Here is a 23,787-nt window from a genome sequence, read left to right on the forward strand (position 1 = left end):
CTCTATCTAATGCGTAGTTTTCACTCCCCACTCCCCATTCCCCATTCCCTGATTTTTAAAGGAGATTGCTTATGTCAATGGTTACTTTACCTGGATTAAAAGAATTAATTGAAAGTATAAGTCGCGATCGGAATTTACCCCGTCTTGCAGTTCAATCAGCTATTAGAGAAGCACTACTCAAAGGCTACGAACGTTATCGTCGCGCCCAAAATTTAGAGCGCAAACAGTTTGACGAAGATTATTTTCAGAATTTTGAAGTAGAACTCGATATTGAAGGAGAAGGATTTCGCGTTCTTTCCACCAAAACCATTGTCGAAGAAGTCGATAACACAGACCACCAGATTTCCCTAGAGGAAGTTCAACAAGTAGCTCCGGAAGCGCAGTTAGGAGATTCTGTGGTGCTGGATGTTACCCCCGACCAAGGAGAATTTGGTCGGATGGCGGCGATGCAAACCAAGCAGGTACTGGCACAAAAATTACGCGATCAACAGCGCCAGATGGTGCAAGAAGAGTTCCAAGATTTAGAAGGAACTGTGCTGCAAGCAAGAGTCCTGCGGTTTGAGCGGCAATCGGTGGTTCTGGCTGTTAGCAGTGGCTTTGGCCAGCCAGAAGTAGAAGCCGAGTTACCGAAGCGGGAACAGCTCCCTAACGATAATTATCGGGCAAATGCCACCTTCAAGGTATATCTCAAAAAAGTCTCCCAAGGTCAGCAACGAGGGCCACAGTTGCTTGTGTCTCGTGCTGATGCTGGATTGGTGGTTTATCTTTTCGCCAACGAAGTCCCAGAAATCGAAGATGAGGTGGTACGGATTGTTGCCGTAGCTAGGGAGGCAAACCCCCCTTCCCGTTATGTAGGCCCCCGGACTAAAATAGCAGTAGATACCCTTGATCGCGATGTAGACCCAGTAGGCGCTTGTATCGGAGCCAGGGGATCGCGAATTCAAGTCGTAGTCAACGAATTACGCGGTGAAAAAATAGATGTAATTCGCTGGTCACCAGACCCAGCAACATACATTGCCAATGGCTTAAGTCCAGCACGGGTTGATGAAGTACGCCTAATGGACCCAGAAAGTCGGCAAACTCACGTACTTGTGGCTGAAGATCAACTGAGTTTAGCCATTGGCAAAGAAGGACAAAACGTCCGTTTAGCAGCCCGCCTGACTGGTTGGAAAATAGACATCAAAGACAAAGCTAAGTATGACTATGCAGCAGAGGATACCAAATTTGCAGCGGTCAGAACGAAATATCAACCAGAGGAAGATGATCTTGACTTTGAGGAAGAATTAGAGGATGAAAATCAGGACGAATTAGAAGAGGAGGATAGTTTTGACAATAACGATGACGAATAAATGATAAATTTTGTAAAATTTTGATACTGTTGATTGTAGTCTCAGTCTCAAGGATTATTTTCTCAAAAGCTACTTGGTATAAGTAAAAAATAGTAATAATAAACTTCTTTTTACACCCAGAATGCTGGAGTGAAATGACAGATAATCGATGAAACCAAATTATCGGCGCTGTATTAGTTGCCGGAAAGTAGGCTCAAAAGATGAGTTTTGGCGGATTGTCCGCGTCTTTCCATCGGGAAAGGTACAATTAGATCAGGGCATGGGGCGTTCTGCCTATATTTGTCCTGAAACGAGTTGCTTACAAGCGGCTCAAAAAAAAAATCGACTAGGGCGATCGCTACATGCATCAGTGCCAGAAACACTGTACCAAAGCTTGTCGCAACGTCTAGCCCCCAGCAATACCCAAAATAAAATTTAGAGTAGTTTTCTGTGGGCAAGTAAAACTTTGACGGTACAAAAGTGTTGAAAATTTTTGTATTATTCAAGTTCTGCGGTGGGGCATCCCGTGGAATTAAAACAAAGCTCAGTTAATGTCCGACGGAATACCGGGAGTCGCTGAGAAGCCTACACTGTACCGCAGGTCAGGGTAGAAGTATGTCACTGCCAAAATAGTAAATGGGTGGAAAAGGCATTCGGCTCTCCAATATATTTAAGAGGGGCGAAGCAACATTCCCAGAATCAAGATGTACTCGATTGTGTTGTGGAAGACTCAGAATCAACAAAACAAGAAAATACAAAAAAATGGCAACCTGGTAGCGCCCAGGCGCAGTTCGGCGTCAAGGCTTCCCATAAAAATCTTTTATTTAAGGAATTTTTATGGGTGTCCCTCAACCATCATTCCTGGTGGAGATGCCATTATTAAACCGAAACATCTCTCTTTCCTGATTGGAGGCACCGGCAAAAACTGAACGGCAACCTAAAAACAGTAATCCAAGGATGGAGATGTCGCACTCCCAGGCAACCATCCGCTAAAACTGTAAATTAAAGGGGAAGAGTGGATGAACAACGGCAAAGTTAGAATTTATGAATTATCAAAGGAATTGAATTTGGATAACAAAGAGCTATTAGCAATTTGCGAGCAGCTCAGCATCTCGGTCAAAAGTCATAGCAGCACGATTTCAGAATCCGAGGCAGAAAACATTCGCGCGGCAGCAGAAAAACTGGCAGCCACGAGTGTGTCGGCCAAAAAGGAACTAGGTACAACCAGCCAGAAGCCAAATTCACCACCGAACGGCGGACGTAACCGACCTGCTGCACCCCACAAACAGCAAATTTTGGAAATACGCAAACCCAAAATATTGAGAAATACTACCTCCAACGCCCCAGAGGCGTCACTTGCTAACAATACCCAAGCTGCCTTGTCTGAAGCTAATCCTCCCTCTCCTCCACGGCCTTTTGCTACACCAGTCTCACCCATGAAGCCGACGGTACCAACTCGACCTGTACCCCGGAATCAATCTGAGACCCAAGAGCAACCTACTGTCATAGACTTGGAACAAACGCCTAATCCAAATGAGGCGCCGGAAAAAATAGCATCCCAAAAACCGGAAAAAATAGTTCCACCCAGACCGAAAGCGGAAAAACCTCAAAAACCGCAACTAGTTGCCCCTCCAGCGAGACCTGCGGCGGAAGAAGCCGAGGTGGCAGATGAGCAGGTATCTCAAGCAGACAAACCGATCCTCAAACGCGACCAACGGCTACGGCCCGTCGAAGGCGATCGCGATCAACAAATTAAGCCAAAAGTCGCTAAACTGCCAACTGACCAGTCCCCACAAGCTGCACCACAAAGACAGGCTCGTCCCACCCCTTCACCCAGCAGACCAGAGCAGAGGGTCAATAGACCATCTGCACCATCACAACTAGGAGAAGGGCAACGACCCAGACCAGCACGTCCAGGTGAAGCTGTAGCAGCCGCAATGCCGATCGCTACTCCACCCAGACAAATGTCAGGAATAGCCGGCAAATCTCAAGGATTGGGTGATGAACCAGTCGCCCCTGATCTCCTCGATTTAAAACGCCCAAGTCCGCCTCGCCCGACCAAAGGCGGCAAAAAGTGGGTAGAAGAGGAAATCATTGACGAAGTTAAAGAGAAGGCTAAAGCTGGCGTCAAAGGCAAGCGGATCAAGCCGATACTTGATGATGAGTTTGAAGAAGATTTGCTGGATGATGACGATCTCGACTCACCAGCCACCGTCCAAGTCAGCCTTTCCATCGCCCGTCCTCCCAAACCTAAAGCGACTCGACCTGTACAGATGCCAGGCGCAACCCTTGCTAGCGCCCCAACTGCAAGAGCGAGAAAGTCTGGTTCCAAGTCTGGTTCCAGCCGCGACCATCACCAGAACCGTCGCCAACAAGAAGCTGACACCAAGCGTGACCGTCCAGAAAAAGTGGTGATCACAGGCCCGTTGACTGTGCAAGAACTGTCTGACGTTTTAGGCGTTGCCGATACAGAGATTGTAAAAATCCTGTTCCTTAAAGGCATGGCGGTCAGTATCACCCAAAATCTGGATATTCCCACAATTACCCTACTAGGAAAAGAACTAGAAATAGAAGTCGAAACCGCCGAGCGAGAAGCAGAAGCTCGGAAAATTACGGAAATGGTCGGCGTAGAAGACCGAGAATATCTCCACCGCCGTCCGCCAGTCGTGACAATTATGGGTCACGTAGACCACGGTAAAACAACCCTGCTCGACTCAATCCGCAAAACAAAAGTGGCTGCTGGCGAAGCTGGCGGTATTACTCAACACATCGGTGCGTACCATGTGGATGTCGTACATGAGGGCAAACCGCAGCAGATAGTCTTCCTGGATACCCCAGGTCACGAAGCCTTTACAGCTATGCGGGCACGAGGAGCGCGGGTAACAGACATTGCCGTGTTGGTAGTGGCTGCTGATGATGGTGTCCGTCCCCAAACGATTGAAGCCATTAGCCACGCCCAAGCCGCAGGAGTGCCAATTGTTGTTGCAATCAACAAAATTGACAAAGAAGGGGCACAACCAGAACGGGTGAAACAAGAACTCACCCAGTATGGTCTGACCGCAGAAGACTGGGGCGGTGAGACAATCATGGTTCCGGTGAGCGCTATCAGAGGTGAAAATCTGGATACGCTCCTAGAGATGATTCTCTTGGTAGCAGAGGTTGGAGAACTATCTGCCAACCCAGATCGTTCCGCCAAAGGAACTGTAATTGAAGCACATCTGGATAAAGCCAAGGGAGCAGTTGCTACCCTGCTAATTCAGAATGGCACCCTGCATGTGGGAGATATCTTAGTAGCTGGCTCGGCTTTCGGTAAAGTCCGGGCGATGGTGGATGACAGAAGCAAGAGAGTAGACATTGCTTCTCCTTCCTTTGCTGTCGAGGTGCTAGGTTTAAGTGATGTGCCAGCAGCAGGCGACGAGTTCGAGGTCTTCCAGAACGAAAAAGAAGCCAGAGCACTCGCTAGCGATCGCGCAGACAGACAACGCCTATCCCGCCTGTTACAAGGTCGTGTTACCCTTACAACCCTGTCGGCTCAAGCACAAGAAGGCGAGTTGAAAGAACTCAACTTGATCTTGAAAGGAGACGTACAAGGTTCGGTGGAAGCCATTGTGGGAGCGCTCAAGCAAATCCCACAAAACGAAGTCCAAATTCGGATGCTGTTGGCTACTGCTGGGGAAATCACCGAGACAGATATCGACTTAGCAGCTGCTAGTAACGCTGTGATTATTGGCTTCAACACCACCTTCGCCAGTGGGGCTAGACAAGCCGCCGATGAAGCGGGTGTAGATGTCCGGGAATACAACGTGATCTACAAACTCCTAGAAGATATCCAAGATGCCTTGGAAGGTCTTTTGGAACCAGAGTTGGTGGAAGAACCCTTGGGTCAAACCGAAGTACGTGCCGTCTTCCCAGTCGGTCGTGGTGCTGTTGCCGGTTGCTATGTTCAATCTGGCAAGTTAGTTCGTAACTGCAAAGTCAGGGTGCGACGCGGCGGTAAGGTGATCTTTGAAGGCGTCCTTGACTCCTTAAAACGGATGAAAGAAGATACCCGTGAGGTCAACGCCGGTTATGAATGCGGTGTCGGCATAGATAAATTCAATGATTGGGTTGAAGGTGACATCATCGAAGCCTATCAAATGGTTACAAAACGCCGCACTCTCACCTTAACGAGATAGTGTTGAGGGTAAAATGGTTAGAAATTAGGAGTGATAAATTAGGAGTTAGGAGTTAAAGGCTGCTAACTCCTAACTCCTAACTCTTAACTCACAACTTTTTATAAAATGCATTCATTTCGCTCTGAACCTATTTTGTGGATTCACGTCGCTGGATTGGCGACGTTGCCTGTTTTTTTAGTACTCTGCTTATTGTTCCTGTCTGTGGGCGAGCCGTTTTTGCCAGTGTGGATGGAGCTATTCTTAGTTGCCGCCATTGGTGTTCTCCCCCTGCTATGGATGCAATTGCGTCGCCCTTTTTATATATTTGCTCTTTTAGGAATAGCCTTAAAGCCAGAAAATCTGACTGAGCGGCAGCGAAAAATTCTCTGTTTAATTAATACAAAGTTAAATCGGATACTAGCCCTAGTGGCAGCAGTATTGTCGGTTTGGGTGCTGTGGCATCTCTACCAAATTGCCCCATTAGTAGCAAATTCAGCTAAATTTCTCCCACAATGGCGCAGCGTTGCACTAGTGCTTGCGGGATTAGCCTTTTTGGGCAGCAATCTTTTTTTACAAATACCTGTGAGCGTAATGCGAGTTTTGGTGATTAATGAGACAGAATTCGCTGGCATAGAGCCATTATCTTTAGAAAAGATTAAGCAGGATTTCACAATTTTAGGGGTGCGGGTTAATCAAATCGTGCCCCGGTTGTTGCAATCTTTGTTTAGGATTAATACAGATTCTTAACAGTCCTCAAAGTAATATTATTTTACTTTAAGAGGCTAGAAATAAGCAGCAGAGGAGCAGGGGGAGAATAACCAATGCCCAATGCTCAGTTACCGTTGAACTTAAAACAAAGGAATGAGAAACTATGGCTCAAATTCCAACTTCTAGCGATCGCCAATTTTCTGCTGATACTCAAATTTGGTATAGCCTCAAATGTGCGATCTCCACTAGTTCCGGTTTTCAACGCTGGCAACTAGAACGCGATGCTCAATTAGAGGGAATTCGCTTGGAACAGCAGGTACAACGGTATTTAAGGGAAACTTTAGAAACTTTAGCTTACTAAATAGAAAATTTATTTTCTAGGCTTGTTTGCAAGCGAGGGAGTTGACGGTATGGACTCTCCAAGCGATGCCTACGGCGGTAAACTACGCCATCAACTTCCACTTTATTTGTCGGATAATTCTTAATAATTTCAATCAGCGACACCTACCCGTCTTGACCCGCAGAAAGTACCAAAGCGGCTCGCAAAGCCTGTCAGTCTGCTCTTTGAGACGGTTTATAAATAATTTGACTAATTTGATTCAAAATAATATTGCCAATCCGGCTATTCAGAACCTCTAAAATGGGATATGAATTGTTGAACTTATCCCAACGCAGATCATTTTTAGGCGATATCATCTGCAAACTGCAAATATCTCTTCCTCTCAACTTTTGCAGCATCTATAATTAATCTTGCCCTCTGAATAGTTCGTTACCATGTCGGAAGAAGATATCCGAGCCGCAAGGCTGGAGAAAGTAGAACAACTCAAGCAGCTAGGGACTAATCCCTACGCCTATCGCTGGGAATCTACCCATCATGCAGCGCAGTTGCAAGAAAAGTTTGCCGATTTAGCCAGTGGTGAAGAAGTTGATTTAGAAGTTGCGATCGCTGGACGCATTATGGCGCGTCGCGTTTTCGGTAAACTGGCTTTCTTCACCTTGCAAGATGAAACCGGCACAATTCAGCTTTATCTAGACAAAAATCGCATCCAAGAAGGTATGGCAGATATTGATGCTGATGCCTTCAATCACTTGAAACAACTCACAGATGCAGGCGACATTCTGGGAGCCAAAGGTACTATTAAACGGACTGAAAAGGGCGAGTTATCTGTCTACGTTAAACAATATACTATCCTGACTAAATCCCTGTTGCCCCTACCCGACAAGTGGCATGGATTAACGGATGTTGCCAAGCGCTACCGTCAGCGCTATGTTGACTTGATTGTTAACCCGGAAGTGCGGCAAACTTTCCGGCGTCGCGCCCAAATTACTGCTGGTATTCGTCGTTATTTGGAAGAACGGGATTTTCTGGAAATTGAAACGCCTGTTCTGCAAAGCGAAGTTGGGGGTGCAGATGCGCGTCCATTTATCACTTACCACAACACTTTAGAAATGGAGTTGTATCTGCGAATTGCCACAGAACTCCATCTCAAGCGGTTGATTGTGGGCGGTTTTGAAAAGGTGTTTGAATTGGGGCGAGTTTTCCGCAATGAGGGAATTTCGACTCGACACAATCCCGAATTTACGACAATTGAAGTTTACCAAGCTTACGCCGACTACAACGATATGATGGCGCTGACAGAAGGGATTATTACCACTGTTGCCCAAGACGTACTCGGCACATTGCAAATCACCTACCAAGGGGAACCTATAGATTTAACACCACCTTGGCGGCGAGTGACAATGCACGATTTAGTTAAAGAAGTTACGGGCTTGGATTTTAATTCGTTCCAAACTTTGGAAGAAGCAAAAACAGCAAGTAAAAATGCTGGGATTCCTGGTGTAGATGAAGCAAAATCAATTGGTAAGTTACTGAATTTAGCTTTTGAAGAGAAGGTAGAAGCTAATTTAATTCAACCTACTTTTGTAATTGATTACCCAGTAGAAATTTCGCCCTTAGCAAAACCTCACCGTTCTCAACCTGGTTTGGTGGAAAGATTTGAGTTATTTATCGTCGGGCGAGAAACTGGGAACAGCTTCTCAGAACTTACCGATCCGATTGAGCAAAGAGAACGCCTAGAAGCCCAAGCTGAAAGAAAAGCTGCTGGCGACTTAGAAGCCCAAGGTGTAGATGAAGACTTTTTGACAGCTTTAGAATACGGTATGCCGCCTACGGGTGGTTTAGGGATTGGGATTGATCGGTTGGTAATGTTATTAACTGATTGTGCCAGTATTCGGGATGCGATCGCCTTCCCTTTACTCAAGCCTGAAGGCAGTGTTATCAAGCAATTTACCTATGAGTCGAAAACTCAAACACTGACTATTGAATTTGATAGTGGAAGTGTTTACGAGTATTTCAAAGTACCTCCCAGTGTTAAGGATGAATTAGACAATGCCGCATCCAAAGGTCAATACTTTAACAAGTTTATTAAAGGGAAATTTAAGTTTGAACAGTTGAGCTAGTAAGTACTATTCACTATTCAACAGTCGGGTGCGTTAGGCAAAGCCATAGCGCACCATTTTTATTTACCTAAGTTGCACTCACTTATTCTATATGATATTCCTTTAAAGGAATAATGTGATTGACATTCCTTATAAGGAATACTATACTGTGAGGTAGGAAGTGGCCTGGACTTGGGAACTTTATCTAGATGTCAATGGGGAAATCCCCAAAGATTTGCTGGCTTTTTTCATCAGGATGATTCCTGAAGAGGAGAAACCAGAAAATCCACCAAAGCCATTACTAAGTGCTTCCGAAACCAAGCGTCTGCAAGTTAATCTTGGCTACCTGTGCGACAAAGGACTCGCATCACTTACCAGTGGCATCTTTGACAAGCTGGAAGATGACTTGTATGAGCTACGTATGACTAAGAGCGAACATAATCCCCGGTTTATCTTAACGGCTGCGACTCCTCAGAAGTTTGTGGTGCTGCACGCCTTTATGAAGAAATACGACGGCGCTATCAAAGATAGAGATAAAGAACCTGCAAGAGTCAGATTGCGTGAATTGCAGCAGAGGGAAAAGTAATGAAAAAGCCTAATTTTCAAGCTTGGTTACAGCAAAAGGTAAGCGACGAACCAGAGGTTATTCTGGCGGGAAAATTAGAGTATCTGCGCCTATATCTTACCGATGCCATGCGGGAAATACGTAATAAAGCAGGATTGACTCAGGCACAGCTAGCTCAAAAACTGGGAGTAAAACAAGCTGCGGTGTCCAAGTTAGAGTCGGCGTTAAAGGAACATGAGTTGGAATCAGTTTTGCACTATTTACACGCGTTAGGTGCAGATTTGCTGATAGCCGTCAAACAAGGAGATGACTTATATCAAGCTAGCGATAACGAAGGTGTATTGCTGGTAGACGTACCAGATGTAGTTTTCCAAAAGGCATTGGCGGCAAACATGAGCGTGCGGGAATATGTGCGTGTAGCCGTTGAGAAGTTTTCCAGTGAGGATAATGGACTGAGAACAGCTTTGGTGAAACTGCTAGAAAGTGACGATTCGGTAGCGGTGAAAGTGAGAGAGCGTTTGGGTACAAGGACAATCCAAGAAGTTGCGGCTGAGTTGGAAAAATGTTTGAGTCTAGTTAAAGAAGAAGATAGGCTTTTTTCTGTGAAAAATGTTTTGGCTGTTAATGTGAGGAGTGGAGAAAGTAATCGTGGAAATAGTGATGAAATTGATGAAATTGAGTTATTGGATTTAGCTGAGGAATTGCTGGAGAAATTGGCAGATTTTTAGGATGACACAGACTACAGTCTACTTTGGTGCTACATCATATTATTAGATAACAGCGATAATCTTAGTAGAAGTAGTTATTTAAAATTTAATTTGTAGTTGTCGGTCACTTTCATTTACTGGATTTGTATAGCCACCTTATTACTTAACAAAGTGAGTCCTTATGGTTCAGGAAAAACAATCTGACCGTCAACAGAGATTACAGAACTTTTTACAAGCTGTAGAAGCTGCTCAAAAAGTGCAGGATGACATCATGAAGTATGGGCTTGAAGCCGCTCATTTATATTGTGATGATGTTGATGGAGATTGGCTAGAAACATGGGGAGAAGACGAAGATGGGCAGCAAAGTTTTGTAGAATTAGTAACTAATTTCCTTCAAAGTGATGACTTGGTAGTGGTGAAGGTAAGAAAGCAGCTAAAAGATAAATCGCTAGAAAAAATTGCTGTTGAGTTGGAAAGATGCTTGAGGTTCTCGAAAGAAGAAGATAGGATTTTTGCTGTAAAAAATGTGTTAGCTGCTAGTGTAGCGGGTGGAGAAAGTAATCGCGGAACTAGTGATGAAATTGATGAAAGTGAGTTGTTGAATTTAGCTGAAGAATTGCTAGAGAAGTTGGCAGAAATTAAAGGTAGCGCTGAATAAGTTGTAGGTGAGAGGTTAACTGAGTCAATATGGCAAAAGGATTCGGCGCAGGCAAACCCAAAAAGGGAAATATAAAACGCCAAAAGGCTTATCTTGAGCTTATCTTTGCGCTGCTGAAGTGTCCCGATAAGTTGAAACCAAAGATGTTGATGGCTAACCGAAATTTGATTGATTCTAGTTTGGTGAAGGCTCTAGAAATAGTAGCCATAAAGTTAGCTGAAGAAGGCGATGACCAGTCAGCTAACTTTTTAATTGAGCTTGCCAATGGGCTTACAGAAGAACTGGGTTTATTATCTAGCGACTCGGAAATATTTTCCCGTTTTTTGCTTCAGATGAAGCTGGCAATGGATAAGAGGAATGGTCATCTAGATGCAGTGCATCCAATTCTACAAACATATTTAGAGCGAGACAATCTTTTTATTCAGCGTTTTCGTAGCTGGGCAACCTCTAAACTGAATAATTTGGCTTCACAAGATGCAAACAAAATCTTGGCAGTGCTTCTAGCTGCTTTCGGTAGTATAATTTCAGAATTTCCTTTAGGAGATCGCGCTGAAAATGTAGAAGAGGCGATCGCTTGCCATCTAACTGCGTTAGAAGTATTAAGTCTTGAAACATCTCCTAAACAATGGGCTGATGCTCAAGATCGCCTAGCTACTGCCTGTTGCAATCGTATTAAAGGCGACCAAGCCGAGAACCAGCAAATTGCTATTGATGCCTACGAAAAAGCCTTACAGGTTTTCACTCGTGAGGAGTCTGCTAGAGAATGGGGAAAAATTCAAAACAATCTAGGTAATGCTTATCGTGACAGGATTTGGGGCGACAAAACAGAAAACCTTGAGTTAGCGATAATAGCGCACCAAAGCGCTTTGCAAGTTCGTAGTCGAGATGAGTATCCAGAACTGTGGGCGATGACACAAATGAATTTAGCGGTGGACTATCGTCAACGAGTAGAGGGTGACAAAGAGAAAAATTTAGATATAGCAATCGCAGCTAACCAAGCAGTTCTGCAAGTCTACACCCGTAGTGTATTTCCCGAAGATTGGGCAGATACTCAAAACAACCTGGGCAATGTTTACCGCGATCAAAGTGAGCAAATTTTTGGTGATAAGTCAGAGAATCTGAATTTGGCGCTTTCTGCCTTCCAAGCAGCTTTGCAAGTCTACACCCGCAATCAGTTTCCTGAAAAATGGGCACAGACACAGATGAATCTAGGCAATGTCTATCTCCTCGACCTTAAGCAGACAGTTAAGTGGATAGAGTGTTTTCGAGCAGCCTTAGAAATTTTTACACCCACTGACTTTCCCCAGCACTGCTTCAAAGCATCACGTAATATGGGTTATGCTGCTTTTCAGTCTCAATTGTGGTGGGAAGCGATTGAAGGTTTCACTCCTGCAATTGAAGCTGTGGAACTTAGTCGCAGTTGGGTAAAATCTGAATCACGTCGTCAAAAGATTCTAGAAGAATCCATCGGCATTTACGAAAGTATGGTGCAAGCTTGCATCAACGCTGGACAAATAGAAAAAGCCTTTGAATACTCCGAGCGATCGCGCTCTAAACGCCTGGTAGACTTAATGGCAAGCTACAACCTCTCTCAAGGTGAAGAAATCCCCCCAAAAGTTCAAGAGTTATTACAGCAGTATGAAGAACTGCAAGAACAAATTGACAAAGAACGCCAAAGCCATAAATCTGAAAATAATCGCAGTGAAACACGCGCTGCTTGGGAAGCTTACAATGAAGCGATCGCATCTTTAGAAACCCAAAAACAACAAGTTTGGGAAAATCTCAGACGCGAAGATCCCGTATTAGCTGGAGAAATTCAAGTAAACCCCCTCAGCTTGTCAGAAATTCAAAAGCTAATTGATCAGCCCAATACAGCTATCCTCAGTTTCTACACAACTAACAGCGACACCCATATTTTTGTCGTGCAGAAAAACAAAATTACTCTCCACACCTGCATAGGACAAGGATTAGATACGTTGCAAGGCTGGATTAACCAGAATTGGTTATTGCCTTATATGAATGATTCCAAAAAATGGGAAACTCAAATTAACAATATTCTCCGTGAACTAGCTGAACGCCTGCAAATATCTGAACTTATATTCAAACATCTTGAAAGAATAGAAGAATTAATTTTAGTACCTCACCTGTTATTACATCAGATTCCCTTGGCTGCTTTGCCTACAGGAGAATATCAGGAATATTTAGGAGATAGATTTCTGATTCGTTACACCCCAAGTTGTCAAATTTTAGAATTTTGTCAACAACGCGACACTGTAGGCACATTTAATCAAATATCTCTACAATATGGAACTGTAGAAGATGCTGAAGATAACCTTCCCTGTGCCAGATTTGAAGGCGAACAACTTGCCCAAATGTACAATATTCCACCAGAGAAGAGATTAATTGGCAGCAGTCAAGCCACTTGTGAAAACTATCGACAGTTGGCACAACAAGTTCAAGTACTTCATTCCTGCCACCATGCCCAATCTCGCCTCGATAATCCTTTAGAATCACAGTTAAAATTAGCTGATGGTTGCATCACATTAGGGCAATTGATGACACCAAGCTGGCGTTTACCTCAACTTGTAGAAGTGTTTTTATCTTGCTGCGAAACTAATTTGGGTACTCCTTCGCTAACTGATGATATTCTGACTCTCTCCACAGGTTTTTTGTGTGCAGGTGCTAGAAGCGTTGTTAGTACTTTGTGGTCAGTTAATGATTTAGCCACAGCATTATTTTCCATTTTCTCCTACCAGCAGCGACAAGAAGGTAAAAACCGTCCTGAAGCTTTACAGCAAGCCCAAATTCAGCTACGGGAATTTACAAAAGTAGACGTAAATAAAATATTTCAGGAAGTAGAAGCAAGGGAAAAAGAACTAATAGTAAATAGAAAAAAATATCCTTCAGGTTCTATCGACCATGAACAATGGAAGCTTGAATATAATATGTATGCCAAATTGAACAGCCGAATTAAAGAAATCGAAAACTCTACTCAGCAATTTCCCTTTTCAGATCCTCGTTACTGGGCTGCTTTTATTTGCCACGGTTTACGGTGATATAGCGTTTCCTAATAAGAGTGAAGTAGAGCTTAACCTCAGATAAAGCTGTGTTTTATCTCCCCTCTCCTTACTAAGGAGAGGGGTTGGGGGTGAGGTTTTGATATGTACTTTATGCACCTGGGAACCGCGATAAAACAGTATTGAGGTAATTACTCGCTTACTCATCAACCTGATTCGCATTGGGTAAAAATTCAGGATTCAAAGTTTGGTCTAAAGTGTAGGGGCATATTTCTGGAAAAACCTGCTCACCCAACTCAGTTTCTCGAATTGCTAAAGCTAAACCTAGTTCATAAACAGTGAAGAAAACTTCATCAAGATAGGGTTTCAAGCTAGGGCTATCTTGCAAAAGCAGCTTAATTTGAACACGTTGCTCTCGAATTGTACTCAACCAGCTATTGCTACGTTTTTCAGGTTGAAAATGCCATTTTAATAGGTGTCCTAACAATACTCCTAGCCGATTTCTCAATTCTTGCCGTTCTCTTCTGCCCAAAGTTTCAATTTCTTCAATCAGGTTAACCGTATCTAATTGATCCCACTGTTGAGTTTTAAGCAAGCTAACCTGTTCTTGAGTCCAAGTATAGAAGTCTGTTTTATACAGATAAGATGTGTACATCTTTTCAACAGTCATAAGCTTTTATTTAGCAAAACCCGATAATGACTTTAAATAATCAATGGTAGACCGATGCTGGAGGCGGCAAGCTACGCTTCACCTGCTATATAAAAAAATATTGGGTGGTGCGATGCCGAAGGCGGCAAGCGATCGCACCACCCAACCTAAAATAATCTAAAATCTAACGACTAATTCGCTACTTCAGCCAGTTCAATAACCCGCCCTTCATAGTCCTTAACCAAAAAATTCAGGGGCTTCTGGTTACGAATCTTGAATTTCAAACCGCGCATTTCGACTCGCATTAAAATCATTTCTAGGCAGTCATGGTCAAAACAAACGTGGCGTTGCTGATTTTTGATACCTAAACTCGCACCAGTAATGACGTGTAGCTGGGTGTTTTTCTTCAATTGATACCACAGCCCATCATTGGCATTATTCATCATTTTGCTAGACAAGCTCGGCCCTGTAGACATATATAGTGGATCAATCCCAGTTGCGCCTATAGTTTGTTCGTAGTTGTAGTAGTAGTGCAATGGCACCTCAGCTGCTGGCAAATCTAGCAGCCCTTCATACAACTGTCGGGCAATCTCCAAATCTGACACCATTACAGTGTGTACTTTTGGGGCACTGGTGAGGAACATCCACATGGCACCAGCGTAAGCTGCTAGCAGCATTACCATAATGCCTTGGGTGGAGAACAAGCTATCTAAGGGCAGGGAAGGCAGAAAGGAGCCTAAGGTAAGGGGACTGAGCAGGAACGATATCACACTAACTGCTATAACCATGAACAAATAAGGATTCTATAAGGGAGCCGATTTTATGATTGTCGATTAAGACTAAAATTAAGTCTTTGTTTCTAGTTTATCAATACTCAAGTAGTCTGAGTCTGGGCTACAAACTGGGCAACACCAAGATATTATGCGATTAACTCCCGTAGTTCAATTCTCAAAACTATTTTAACAACTATCAACTCAAAGGCTTGTGCAAATTCCTCATTTTCCGGAATCTAATCACCCCCTGGTGAAGTCGCTGTTTCATCACAGTGACGATGAACTACTGACTCTATTCCAGCGCTATCCAGAGGCAGGGAAGTATTTTACGGTGATTTTTTGCCGCTATAGTCCCATAGTCTATACCTTAATTCGGCATTCGGCGCGATCGCCTGTGCAGGCAGATTATCTGTTTGCCCTCACCTGGCGGCATATCTACTACGAACTCGGTGGACTAAATTTAACCGCCTCTCAATCAGGCGAGGAAGCCTTAACGATTCAAAATTGGTTAATTAATATGACAGCTTTCTGTATTAACGAGATTAAACTACCACCTACAGAAGCAATTCATTATTCTCTTCAAGCGACTTCGCCGCCACTATGGTGCTATGTAGAACAGGCATTAGACCAACTACCACCACTTTTGCGATTGATGGTGTTAATGGCTCAAACTTTCCACTGGAGCGAAACTAGAATCGCTGCCTATCTCCAAGCCGAAGGAGAAGCGATCGCTCCAAGTGTTGTAGCCAATTCTCTCCAGGAAGGCTATCGTATGCTAGAGGACAAATTACCCACAGATATTCGCGCCATATACTTTGGGGAAGATTTTGCTCAACCATAATTTAAGTATAAACGCGTATATTGGTTGTCTTCAATTTAAAAACTTAAAACTTCTTCTTAGACCTTCTACTTAAACCCGCAATTTTACGGGTAATTTTTATGAAACAACAGCTTGTATTTCCCAGGCAAAAGGTAGGCTTAATTTGCGTAGGTGCGATTTCTCCTCCCCAGATACTTTTACACAGCTTTTTACTGTTTACTTTTTTGCTGAGTCCGATCGCGGCGGGTGCAGTTGATATTACCCAACAACTCCACCGCCCTTTAAATAGTTCTGTTGGGCGACAATCAAGAGATGAAGCAGACAGTTTACTGGGTATCGGTGAACAACAATACGCTTCAGGATATGCCGATAAAACAATTACGTCTTGCTTACGGGCACTACAACTATATCATTCAATTGGTGACCTGAAAGCACAAGGTCTGACTTACAATTTGCTTGCAAAGGCTTATGTCCAGCTAGGTAGTTTAAAAGAGGTGGAAGATTCATTACGACGAGGATTAGCGATCGCTCGTGATACTAAAGACTTACAATCTCAGATTTTTCTGCTGAATAATATCGGTACATTTCTACTACAACAAGGCGAATCTGCTGCTGCTGGTAAAACAGTTGAAGATGCACTCGCAATTGCTCACAATGTCAAAAATATTGAAGGTGAAGGATTGTCTTTGAGTAATTTGGGTTTGGTAGCAGCTAGGTTGGGAGATTATAACAAGGCGATTAAATTGTACGAAAATGCTTTAATTTTCCGCCGTCAGACTGGCGATGCCATCGCCCAAGCAAATACCCTAAATAATTTAGGTGATGCTTATTTAGCATCTAGAAATTATCAAGATACCATTGGCATTTATGGGGTAGCAATGCAAACAGCTAAAACTAACCGCGATCGCACTAATGAATTACGGGCAATTGACGGTTTAGTTACAGCTCACAGTGCTGTAAAACGTTACCAACGGGCTTTTGACTTACTACAACAACGTTTAACACTCGCTGAAGAATTGCAAAATTTGCCAGAAGAATTAAAATCTTTTCAGTCCTATGCTCAATTATACGAGCAGCAAGGTAATTACCTAACTGCCCGCAATTTTTATGAAAGGGCGATTATACTGGCGCGGACATTAAAAGACAGCAAACAAGAAGCGCAATTGCTAGATCAGCTAACTAAAATGCTTCAGCACAAGTAGGGGCAATTCATCAACATTGGTGTCAACTGAAGCTAAAAGTAGCAAAACTTTCGGCTTGACTCACCCGCCTGGAGCTAAAGTTCTTTGGCTTTTAGCTAAAGTCTACTCAAGTAGACTAAAGATTTTTGGCTAGATTTTAGTCATCTTAAGATGACTTTCGCTATTAGCAAGGAACTTCAGTTCCTTGCGGGACATAGCTTTTACGTTAAGTTGACACCTGTGATTCATCAATTGCCCCTACTTTGCGACTATTTAATTAATTCAAAAACACTGAACCGTTGCGTTCAATTCTCAAAGCACTTCTACCCTGTGCTGCATCGGTGGCTTCGTTAAATTTAACTTCCAAGCTTCCTGGCTCTGAAGAGGGTTGTGGAGTCACTATCAACTGTCCGCCATCTGGTCGTTGAAATGTCACCGTAACTGGTGCGTTTAAACCTTGCAATATTACATCTGACTTACCTTCTAGCGATCGCGGTGCCGTATCGCCGATGACTTGATAAGTTATATTAGCCGCAGTGTCATTCACAAACCTGATAGTAACTTTACCATTAGCCAGTGCGATCGTCGCGATCGGGGTTTGTGGTGGTTCGTTAGTGGAACCCCCTTCTGGTATCGGCTGTTGAGTTTGCTCTCCAGAGGCTGGGCGTGGTAGTCTCACACCTGGTTCTGGAGTTTCACCGCCGACACCCAATTTTGTTTGGTCTTGTGATGGGGTAGCAGGCACGGGAAGAACCCCTTGAGCAGCTTGTCTTTGTGTTAGTGCATTGGGAGGACATCCCTGTGGTACTACAACCTGATTATTATGTGGTTCTTCGTAGAAAATCTTCGGACAAGGGTTAATTTTGGGAGTAGATTCTTGTGCTACTGCTTGATAAATGCCTGGCAGACTAATCAGTAATCCCCCACAAATAGCGCCAAATAATTCAGCGGACTTGCGAACTTTTGGAAATTTCATATTCATTATTGACTCCTAGAAAAACTTAAATTTTTATTTTTTAAATAGTTTTTAAAGCCCTAAATTAAATTATGGTGTTTAATCGATGATTAAATATAAATTTTAACAAAAAATTCGATTTTTAGTCTCTAGCTAAGGACGCGGAAATAATCTAAAAAAATAAATCTATTTCATTCTCAAGACTGAAAACCTCAATCATCAAATAAGTCCACAGACTTTAATCATTGTGATTAGACCTCTTGCAAAAGTCCCCTAACACCCCATCCCCAGCCCCTAAGAGCCTGCGGGGAGGGGAGACTTTGACGTAAGTTAAGCTAAAACACATCTAAGAAAGCATATTAAATTTTATCAAATTCTTGTGGAGTGGGCCGAAAAGCCCGCCTTGATCATGCAACTTAAATGCCGATTAGCTTAAAGGCGGGGTGGGGTTCTTTTTTTCATTTATGCAAGAAGTCTATTAACTACATTTTTGTAATAGTCAAATTGTCTTGTTGAATAAGATACCGCTAGAAAATAAATTTCCTGCCTAATAGTTAAAGTTTGCTTGAGTGAACTTAAATCTTACATCTATCAAAGGAAACAAATATTTGTTGCCGAATTAAGACTCAAGAGTTATTGGTAAAGTGACAATAAACGTGGTGCCAATGCCTTGAGTGCTTTCAACTTGAATATGACCCTGATGATGTTCGACAATAGCTTGAGCGATCGCTAATCCCAATCCTGAACCAGTAGCGATCGCTGTAGCTGTATTCCCAGTTGTATGAGTACGTGCCGGATCTACCCGATAAAAGCGGTCAAACAAGCGTGGTAGTGCTGACGCTGGAATTCCAACTCCGGTATCACTGACTTTAACTTGCAACTGGGCACTGGTGTAACGTAGTCCAGAAACGCGATTTATTCCCTCTATCCGCGCCAATTCCACTTTTACCCGTCCACCTGCTGAACTGTAATGCAAGGCATTAGCAATTAAATTTGTGAACAACCGCACCAGTTGATCCCAATTGCCCACAAGGGTAAACCAATTTTCCAGTAATTCCGGGCTAGTTTCGGATGCCGGAGGATCAACTAAGTCTAAAGAAAGGGCGATTTCTTTTTCAGAGACTAACAATTGTTGTTCTCCAACCACCTCCATCAGCAAAGCATCCAACGGACAAGCTGAAAAAGTATCCTTGCTAATACCACTATCCTGCCGTGCTAAGAACAGTAAGTCATTGACTAACTTACCCAAACGCTGCGTTAACCGTTCCACCACCTTTAACTGTTGCCGATACTGCAAAGAAGTAGTCGTTTCTGTCTCTGCTAAATCTAAGTCAGCAAGGGCAACTTGCACATTAGTTTGAATCAAAGTAATGGGGCTTCTAAGTTCGTGGGAAGCATCAGCAGTAAATTGTTTGAGACGTTGATAAGACTCACCTACAGGTTCCATCGCTTTACCCGAAAGAAACCAACCACTTGCGCCTACAGAAAGCACCATTAACCCAATACCTAGCGCCAAATCAAAAATTAACTGGCGACTGGGTTTAGTGACTTCAAACCAGGGATGACTAACACGCAGATATCCTAATACTTGCCGTCCCACTTCCACCCGTTGTGTGACTTGTCGCAATAACAGTGGTGACGGTAGAGACGCGATTAATCGCGTCTTTAATTTTGAATTCTCACTCTCTGGCTTGATTACGCGCACAGTTTCACCAGTGCGGCTGGTATGAATGGGAATATTTAGGGGTTCGGATAGCGTTGACCAAAGTAATTCACCAGTCGGACTAAACCATTCTAGGTCGATGTGGTCATCTTCTACGGCATCGGTATTGTCACGAAAACTGGCTTCTACATTAATGCGAAATTTATCTGCATCAGCATTAATTGGCTCAAATATGAGCGTAGAGGCACAGTGGCTGGATGTGAGACAACGCTCCACTATTTCCACTACATGGTTGAGGGTATCATCAATCCGCTCAATTAATGTACTACGGACGTATAAATAAACGCCACTTGCAAACAGTAATAGTAATACAGCAGTGACGGCAGTATACCAAATTGCCAGACGGCGGCGAGTAGCCTGAAACATATTTTCTCACCCACTTTTTTGACTGAATATCCCCACATTAGGTGTTTATACGATTAAAAAGTAACTCACTTTTCTAACTTTGGTGATTTTAGGGAAGTTTAAAAAGATGTGAATTCGACGGCTCATATAGTGTCCGCCTAATTAGCCCAATCCAAAGACCTCTAAGAGGTTTTACTACACAAAACAGTCCCTCAAAAACTCCCAGAGGGACAGACTTGAATTTTAGTTAAAGCCAGGAAGAGGTTCGTCGAACCCACACGTTAAAAAGGCTTGCTCTAATTCCCTCCTTTTTAAGGAGGGTTAGGGAGGATAAGCCTTAACCCAAGCGTATTGAGTTATAGGTTGGCTAGAGTGATTTTCTGAAAGAAACGCTATGCGATGGTGCAAAGCGATCGCTATTCGGTGACGCAAAACCAAAAAAATTTCTTAGTAATATTCGCTTTCGTGGCTACGCGAGTTTATTTTTTAGTCTTTAACTGAAGTTATCTAGATCGAAATAGATTTTTGATTTAACAGTAGCGAGGTAGAGAATCAGTACACCCAAAGATCGCCTGAACATTCCGCTCAAGCACCATTTAACTTACTATATTTATTGTCCCCCATTTAAATGGGCTACATCTGCCTGCCCTTAGGTAATTATGGCAAAATCTAAGAAAAGCGCTACCCCCATCAATCTCAACGATCCACAATATTATCTTAACCGAGAGTTAAGCTGGCTAGAATTTAATGGCAGGGTGTTACATGAAGCCTGTGACGATCGCACACCCCTTCTGGAACGCCTGAAGTTTTTGGGAATATTCAACTCTAATTTGGATGAGTTTTTCATGGTGCGCGTTGCTGGTTTAAAGCAACAAGTAGAGGCAAAAGTTACCCTGTTAACTCCCGATGGTCGGACACCACAACAACAGTTAGACGATATTAGGTCTACCCTGACTCCTCTTGTAAAGAAAGAGCATCAACATTTTGAGCAAGTACTTCGTCCTCTACTAGTAAATCATGGCATCCATATTCTAGATTACATAGATTTGAATCAAAAACAACGGACTCATCTCAACAGTTATTTTGAGGAACAAGTCTTTCCAGTTTTGACTCCTCTGGCTGTTGATCCCAGTCATCCCTTTCCTTTCATTTCTAATCTCAGTCTAAATCTGGCTGTTGTGGTCAAAAACCCAGACACCGAAGAAGAATTCTTTGCCAGAGTCAAAGTCCCCAGTGTTCTCCCCCGATTTTTACCCATACCGCCGGAGTTGGGAGATCAGAAAAACGATAAACCTGCCCACTGGACTGGTGTACCTTTAGAACAAGCGATCGCTCATAACTTGGAATCTCTATTTCCAGGGATGAACATTCAAGAATATCATCCGTTCCGCATTACCCGTGATGCCGATTTGGTCTTAGAAGAAGATGAAGCAGATGATTTGTTGTTAGCGATCGAACAGGAATTGCGAAAACGGCGCTTGGGTGGAAGTCCAGTCCGGCTAGAAATTCAGTCTCAGACTCCTGAAATAGTGCGATCGCGATTATTGCATGATCTGGAATTAACAGAAAGTGATCTTTACGAAGTAGACGGTCTTTTGGGCTTGCGGGATTTGATGTATTTTATGGCTTTGCCATTGCCGGAACTCAAAGATCCACCACGCCAATCTGTTGTACCATTACGCCTGCAAAGACTAAGAGAAGCGAGTTTAGATCCAGATGCACTGGAGACGGACGAAGGAAAAGACTTTTTTGCTGTGATTCGGGAAAAGGATTTGCTAGTACACCATCCCTATCAATCCTTTTCGGCTACAGTGGTGCGCTTTATTACCCACGCTGCCTACGATCCGAATGTGTTAGCCATCAAGATGACTCTTTACCGGACTTCTGGCGACTCGCCCATCGTCAACGCCTTAATAGCCGCAGCCGAAAATGGCAAACAGGTATCCGTGCTGGTGGAATTAAAAGCGCGATTTGATGAGGAGAATAATATTTACTGGGCAAAACGACTAGAAAGAGTAGGTGTTCATGTTGTCTACGGTTTAGTGGGGCTGAAAACCCACAGTAAAACAGTCATGGTAGTACGGCGGGAAAAAGACCGGATACGTCGCTACGTGCATATTGGCACAGGTAACTATAACCCCAAAACGGCACGGCTGTATACAGATTTGGGATTGTTCAGTTGCCGTGAAGAATTGGGTGCTGACATCACAGATTTATTTAATTTCTTGACAGGCTACTCACGACAAAAGTCTTATCGAGAGTTGCTGGTTGCGCCTGTGAATATGCGCGATCGCTTTTTGGAACTAATTCACCGCGAAATCGAAAATGTTAAAAATGGATTTTCTGGACGCATTGTTGCCAAAATGAATGCCCTAGTCGATCCAGAAATTATCGCCACTTTATATGAAGCTTCCCGCGCCGGAGTACTAATAGACTTAATTATCAGGGGCGTTTGTTGTTTGCGTCCAGGACTCAAAGACATTAGTGAAAACATTCGCATAATCAGCATTGTCGGTCGCTTTTTAGAACATTCTCGCATTTTTTATTTTCATAACAACACACAGGAGGAAATCTATATCGGCAGTGCCGACTGGATGCGCCGCAACCTAGATCGCCGAGTCGAAGTAATTACCCCAGTCAAAGACCCAGATATTGCTAAAGATTTGCAAGAAATTATGGGAATTATGCTCGCAGATAATCGCCAAGCTTGGGAATTACAAGCTGATGGCAGTTATATTCAACGGCGTCCCTATGATGATTCTCCTGAAGCTAATTCACAAAAAATTCTCATGAATATGGCATTACGCTCAAGTGGCGTAGCCTCAAACCTGATTGATTAAAAACTTAACAACTAGCTCAACTTAGTTTTTTTAGAAAACTTGAATTTTTTCAGAAGTTATCTAAGTTGTTTGTCATGGATTTACACAAGTTATTCAACCATAGGATAGAGTAAGTGCTGGCACTTATTCCCATAAACTGGAGGGGTTATTCTAAATAAATTTGTTTTTCCCCTCAATGTTAATGTTATCCTGTGAGCTTTCTACCTTGCGTGTTCTAGTAGTTGATGACCACGAACTGACTCGTTTAACCTTACAATTAGTTTTTTCTTGCCAGGAAAATATTCAAGTAGTAGGTTTAGCCAGTAATGGTGAAGAAGCTATAGAAATGGTTAAACGTTGCCATCCTGACGTGATTGTTCTAGATTTACAGATGCCAGTCATGGATGGCTGGAGTGCGTCTAGTCACATTAAAGCTATATCTCCCACCACCCAGATCCTTGCTTACTCCTCAGTGGAAGACGTAAATTTTCAGGGGGCAAAGGCAATATCTAGCTTTGATGACGTTTGCAAGAAAGATATACCCACAAGCGAACTTATTGCTTTAGTTAGGCAGTTAGGTCAGCGTGCAGCAGATGGTTCAGTTGCAGGATAAATCATACAGCTATGTTGCTTCGACAATTCCGGCTTAGTTGAATTCTGGGGATTTGAGGACATGATACTACTAAGAAGCGTCGGTATAGCCTGAAGTTGACGGCTAGACCGACGCAATTTTTGATATTTCTACTCTACCGGAATCGTGCGTCTAAATTCATCAATTAATTCATCCAGTTCTTCCAAAGCCTGATTTACGTCAACTCTCAAAGTTCCCAGGTTTGGTTGCTCTAGTAGGCTTAACAGGTACTCGCGTTTACTTTGAACCACAACAATTCGTTCTTTTATAGTCTGTAGATCCATTATTTTTTTCCTATCTTTAACTACCTTTAAA

The 23,787-nt window shown here is 43.2% G+C and carries 19 protein-coding genes; 14 read left to right on the forward strand and 5 right to left on the reverse strand.

Translation table 11 applies throughout. The annotated features are described in order from the left end of the window. Positions 1–71: 71 nt before the first annotated feature. From nusA to HWQ23_RS00955, 10 genes are all read left to right on the forward strand, one after another. Positions 72–1,349: a transcription termination factor NusA gene (nusA, locus tag HWQ23_RS00910; RefSeq protein WP_292822894.1), complete on the forward strand. Its 1,278-nt coding sequence runs from the start codon at positions 72–74 to the stop codon at positions 1,347–1,349. Between the two features lie 148 nt (positions 1,350–1,497). After that, positions 1,498–1,767 carry a YlxR family protein gene (locus HWQ23_RS00915; protein WP_292822895.1) on the forward strand — a complete coding sequence of 90 codons (270 nt, stop codon included), beginning with the start codon at positions 1,498–1,500 and terminating at the stop codon, positions 1,765–1,767. A 580-nt stretch (positions 1,768–2,347) separates the two neighbouring features. Continuing rightward, the gene (infB, locus tag HWQ23_RS00920) at positions 2,348–5,503 is read left to right on the forward strand and encodes a translation initiation factor IF-2 (protein ID WP_292822896.1); all 3,156 of its coding nucleotides are present in this window, start codon (positions 2,348–2,350) and stop codon (positions 5,501–5,503) included. 105 nt (positions 5,504–5,608) lie between these two features. After that, positions 5,609–6,229, forward strand: a complete 621-nt coding sequence (locus HWQ23_RS00925) for a low-complexity tail membrane protein (RefSeq protein WP_292822897.1) — start codon at positions 5,609–5,611, stop codon at positions 6,227–6,229. Positions 6,230–6,353: 124 nt separating this feature from the next. Beyond that, complete coding sequence (locus tag HWQ23_RS00930; RefSeq protein ID WP_292822898.1) at positions 6,354–6,551, forward strand: hypothetical protein; 198 nt, start codon at positions 6,354–6,356, stop codon at positions 6,549–6,551. A 413-nt stretch (positions 6,552–6,964) separates the two neighbouring features. Beyond that, complete coding sequence (gene lysS, locus HWQ23_RS00935; RefSeq protein WP_292822899.1) at positions 6,965–8,650, forward strand: lysine--tRNA ligase; 1,686 nt, start codon at positions 6,965–6,967, stop codon at positions 8,648–8,650. 160 nt (positions 8,651–8,810) lie between these two features. Continuing rightward, on the forward strand, positions 8,811–9,215 hold the full coding sequence (locus HWQ23_RS00940; protein WP_292822900.1) for a type II toxin-antitoxin system RelE/ParE family toxin: 405 nt from the start codon (positions 8,811–8,813) through the stop codon (positions 9,213–9,215). Continuing rightward, positions 9,215–9,922, forward strand: coding sequence for a helix-turn-helix domain-containing protein (locus HWQ23_RS00945; RefSeq protein ID WP_292822901.1), 708 nt, complete (start codon positions 9,215–9,217; stop codon positions 9,920–9,922). Before HWQ23_RS00940 ends, HWQ23_RS00945 begins: the two co-directional genes overlap by 1 nt. Positions 9,923–10,082: 160 nt before the next feature. After that, positions 10,083–10,559 carry a hypothetical protein gene (locus HWQ23_RS00950; protein WP_292822902.1) on the forward strand — a complete coding sequence of 159 codons (477 nt, stop codon included), beginning with the start codon at positions 10,083–10,085 and terminating at the stop codon, positions 10,557–10,559. A gap of 29 nt (positions 10,560–10,588) precedes the next feature. Continuing rightward, positions 10,589–13,615 carry a CHAT domain-containing protein gene (locus HWQ23_RS00955; RefSeq protein ID WP_292822903.1) on the forward strand — a complete coding sequence of 1,009 codons (3,027 nt, stop codon included), beginning with the start codon at positions 10,589–10,591 and terminating at the stop codon, positions 13,613–13,615. A 160-nt stretch (positions 13,616–13,775) separates the two neighbouring features. Here HWQ23_RS00955 and HWQ23_RS00960 read toward each other — a convergent pair whose 3' ends face one another. After that, entirely contained in the window at positions 13,776–14,231 is a 456-nt protein-coding gene (locus HWQ23_RS00960) for a DUF29 domain-containing protein (protein ID WP_292822925.1), read from the reverse strand. A gap of 185 nt (positions 14,232–14,416) precedes the next feature. Continuing rightward, the gene (locus tag HWQ23_RS00965; RefSeq protein WP_292822904.1) at positions 14,417–15,013 is read right to left on the reverse strand and encodes a glyoxalase-like domain protein; all 597 of its coding nucleotides are present in this window, start codon (positions 15,011–15,013) and stop codon (positions 14,417–14,419) included. A 196-nt stretch (positions 15,014–15,209) separates the two neighbouring features. Between HWQ23_RS00965 and HWQ23_RS00970 the strand changes: the two genes are divergently transcribed. After that, positions 15,210–15,839 (forward strand): sigma-70 family RNA polymerase sigma factor, encoded by a 630-nt coding sequence (locus HWQ23_RS00970; protein WP_292822905.1) that lies wholly within the window; start codon positions 15,210–15,212, stop codon positions 15,837–15,839. 98 nt (positions 15,840–15,937) lie between these two features. Next, entirely contained in the window at positions 15,938–17,020 is a 1,083-nt protein-coding gene (locus tag HWQ23_RS00975; RefSeq protein ID WP_292822906.1) for a tetratricopeptide repeat protein, read from the forward strand. Positions 17,021–17,276: 256 nt separating this feature from the next. Here the strand turns inward: HWQ23_RS00975 and HWQ23_RS00980 are convergent, their stop codons facing one another. After that, positions 17,277–17,981, reverse strand: a complete 705-nt coding sequence (locus tag HWQ23_RS00980) for a hypothetical protein (RefSeq protein ID WP_292822907.1) — start codon at positions 17,979–17,981, stop codon at positions 17,277–17,279. A 592-nt stretch (positions 17,982–18,573) separates the two neighbouring features. After that, positions 18,574–20,043, reverse strand: coding sequence for a sensor histidine kinase (locus HWQ23_RS00985; protein WP_292822908.1), 1,470 nt, complete (start codon positions 20,041–20,043; stop codon positions 18,574–18,576). A 638-nt stretch (positions 20,044–20,681) separates the two neighbouring features. Here HWQ23_RS00985 and ppk1 point away from each other — a divergent pair. After that, positions 20,682–22,862 carry a polyphosphate kinase 1 gene (ppk1, locus tag HWQ23_RS00990; protein ID WP_292822909.1) on the forward strand — a complete coding sequence of 727 codons (2,181 nt, stop codon included), beginning with the start codon at positions 20,682–20,684 and terminating at the stop codon, positions 22,860–22,862. 175 nt (positions 22,863–23,037) lie between these two features. Continuing rightward, positions 23,038–23,454 (forward strand): response regulator, encoded by a 417-nt coding sequence (locus HWQ23_RS00995; RefSeq protein WP_292822910.1) that lies wholly within the window; start codon positions 23,038–23,040, stop codon positions 23,452–23,454. 128 nt (positions 23,455–23,582) lie between these two features. On the opposite strand, the gene HWQ23_RS01000 is transcribed toward HWQ23_RS00995, so the two are convergent. Continuing rightward, complete coding sequence (locus HWQ23_RS01000; RefSeq protein WP_292822911.1) at positions 23,583–23,756, reverse strand: hypothetical protein; 174 nt, start codon at positions 23,754–23,756, stop codon at positions 23,583–23,585. Positions 23,757–23,787: the final 31 nt, after the last annotated feature.

Source organism: Nostoc sp. JL33 (assembly GCF_017114985.1).
GTDB lineage: Bacteria > Cyanobacteriota > Cyanobacteriia > Cyanobacteriales > Nostocaceae > Nostoc.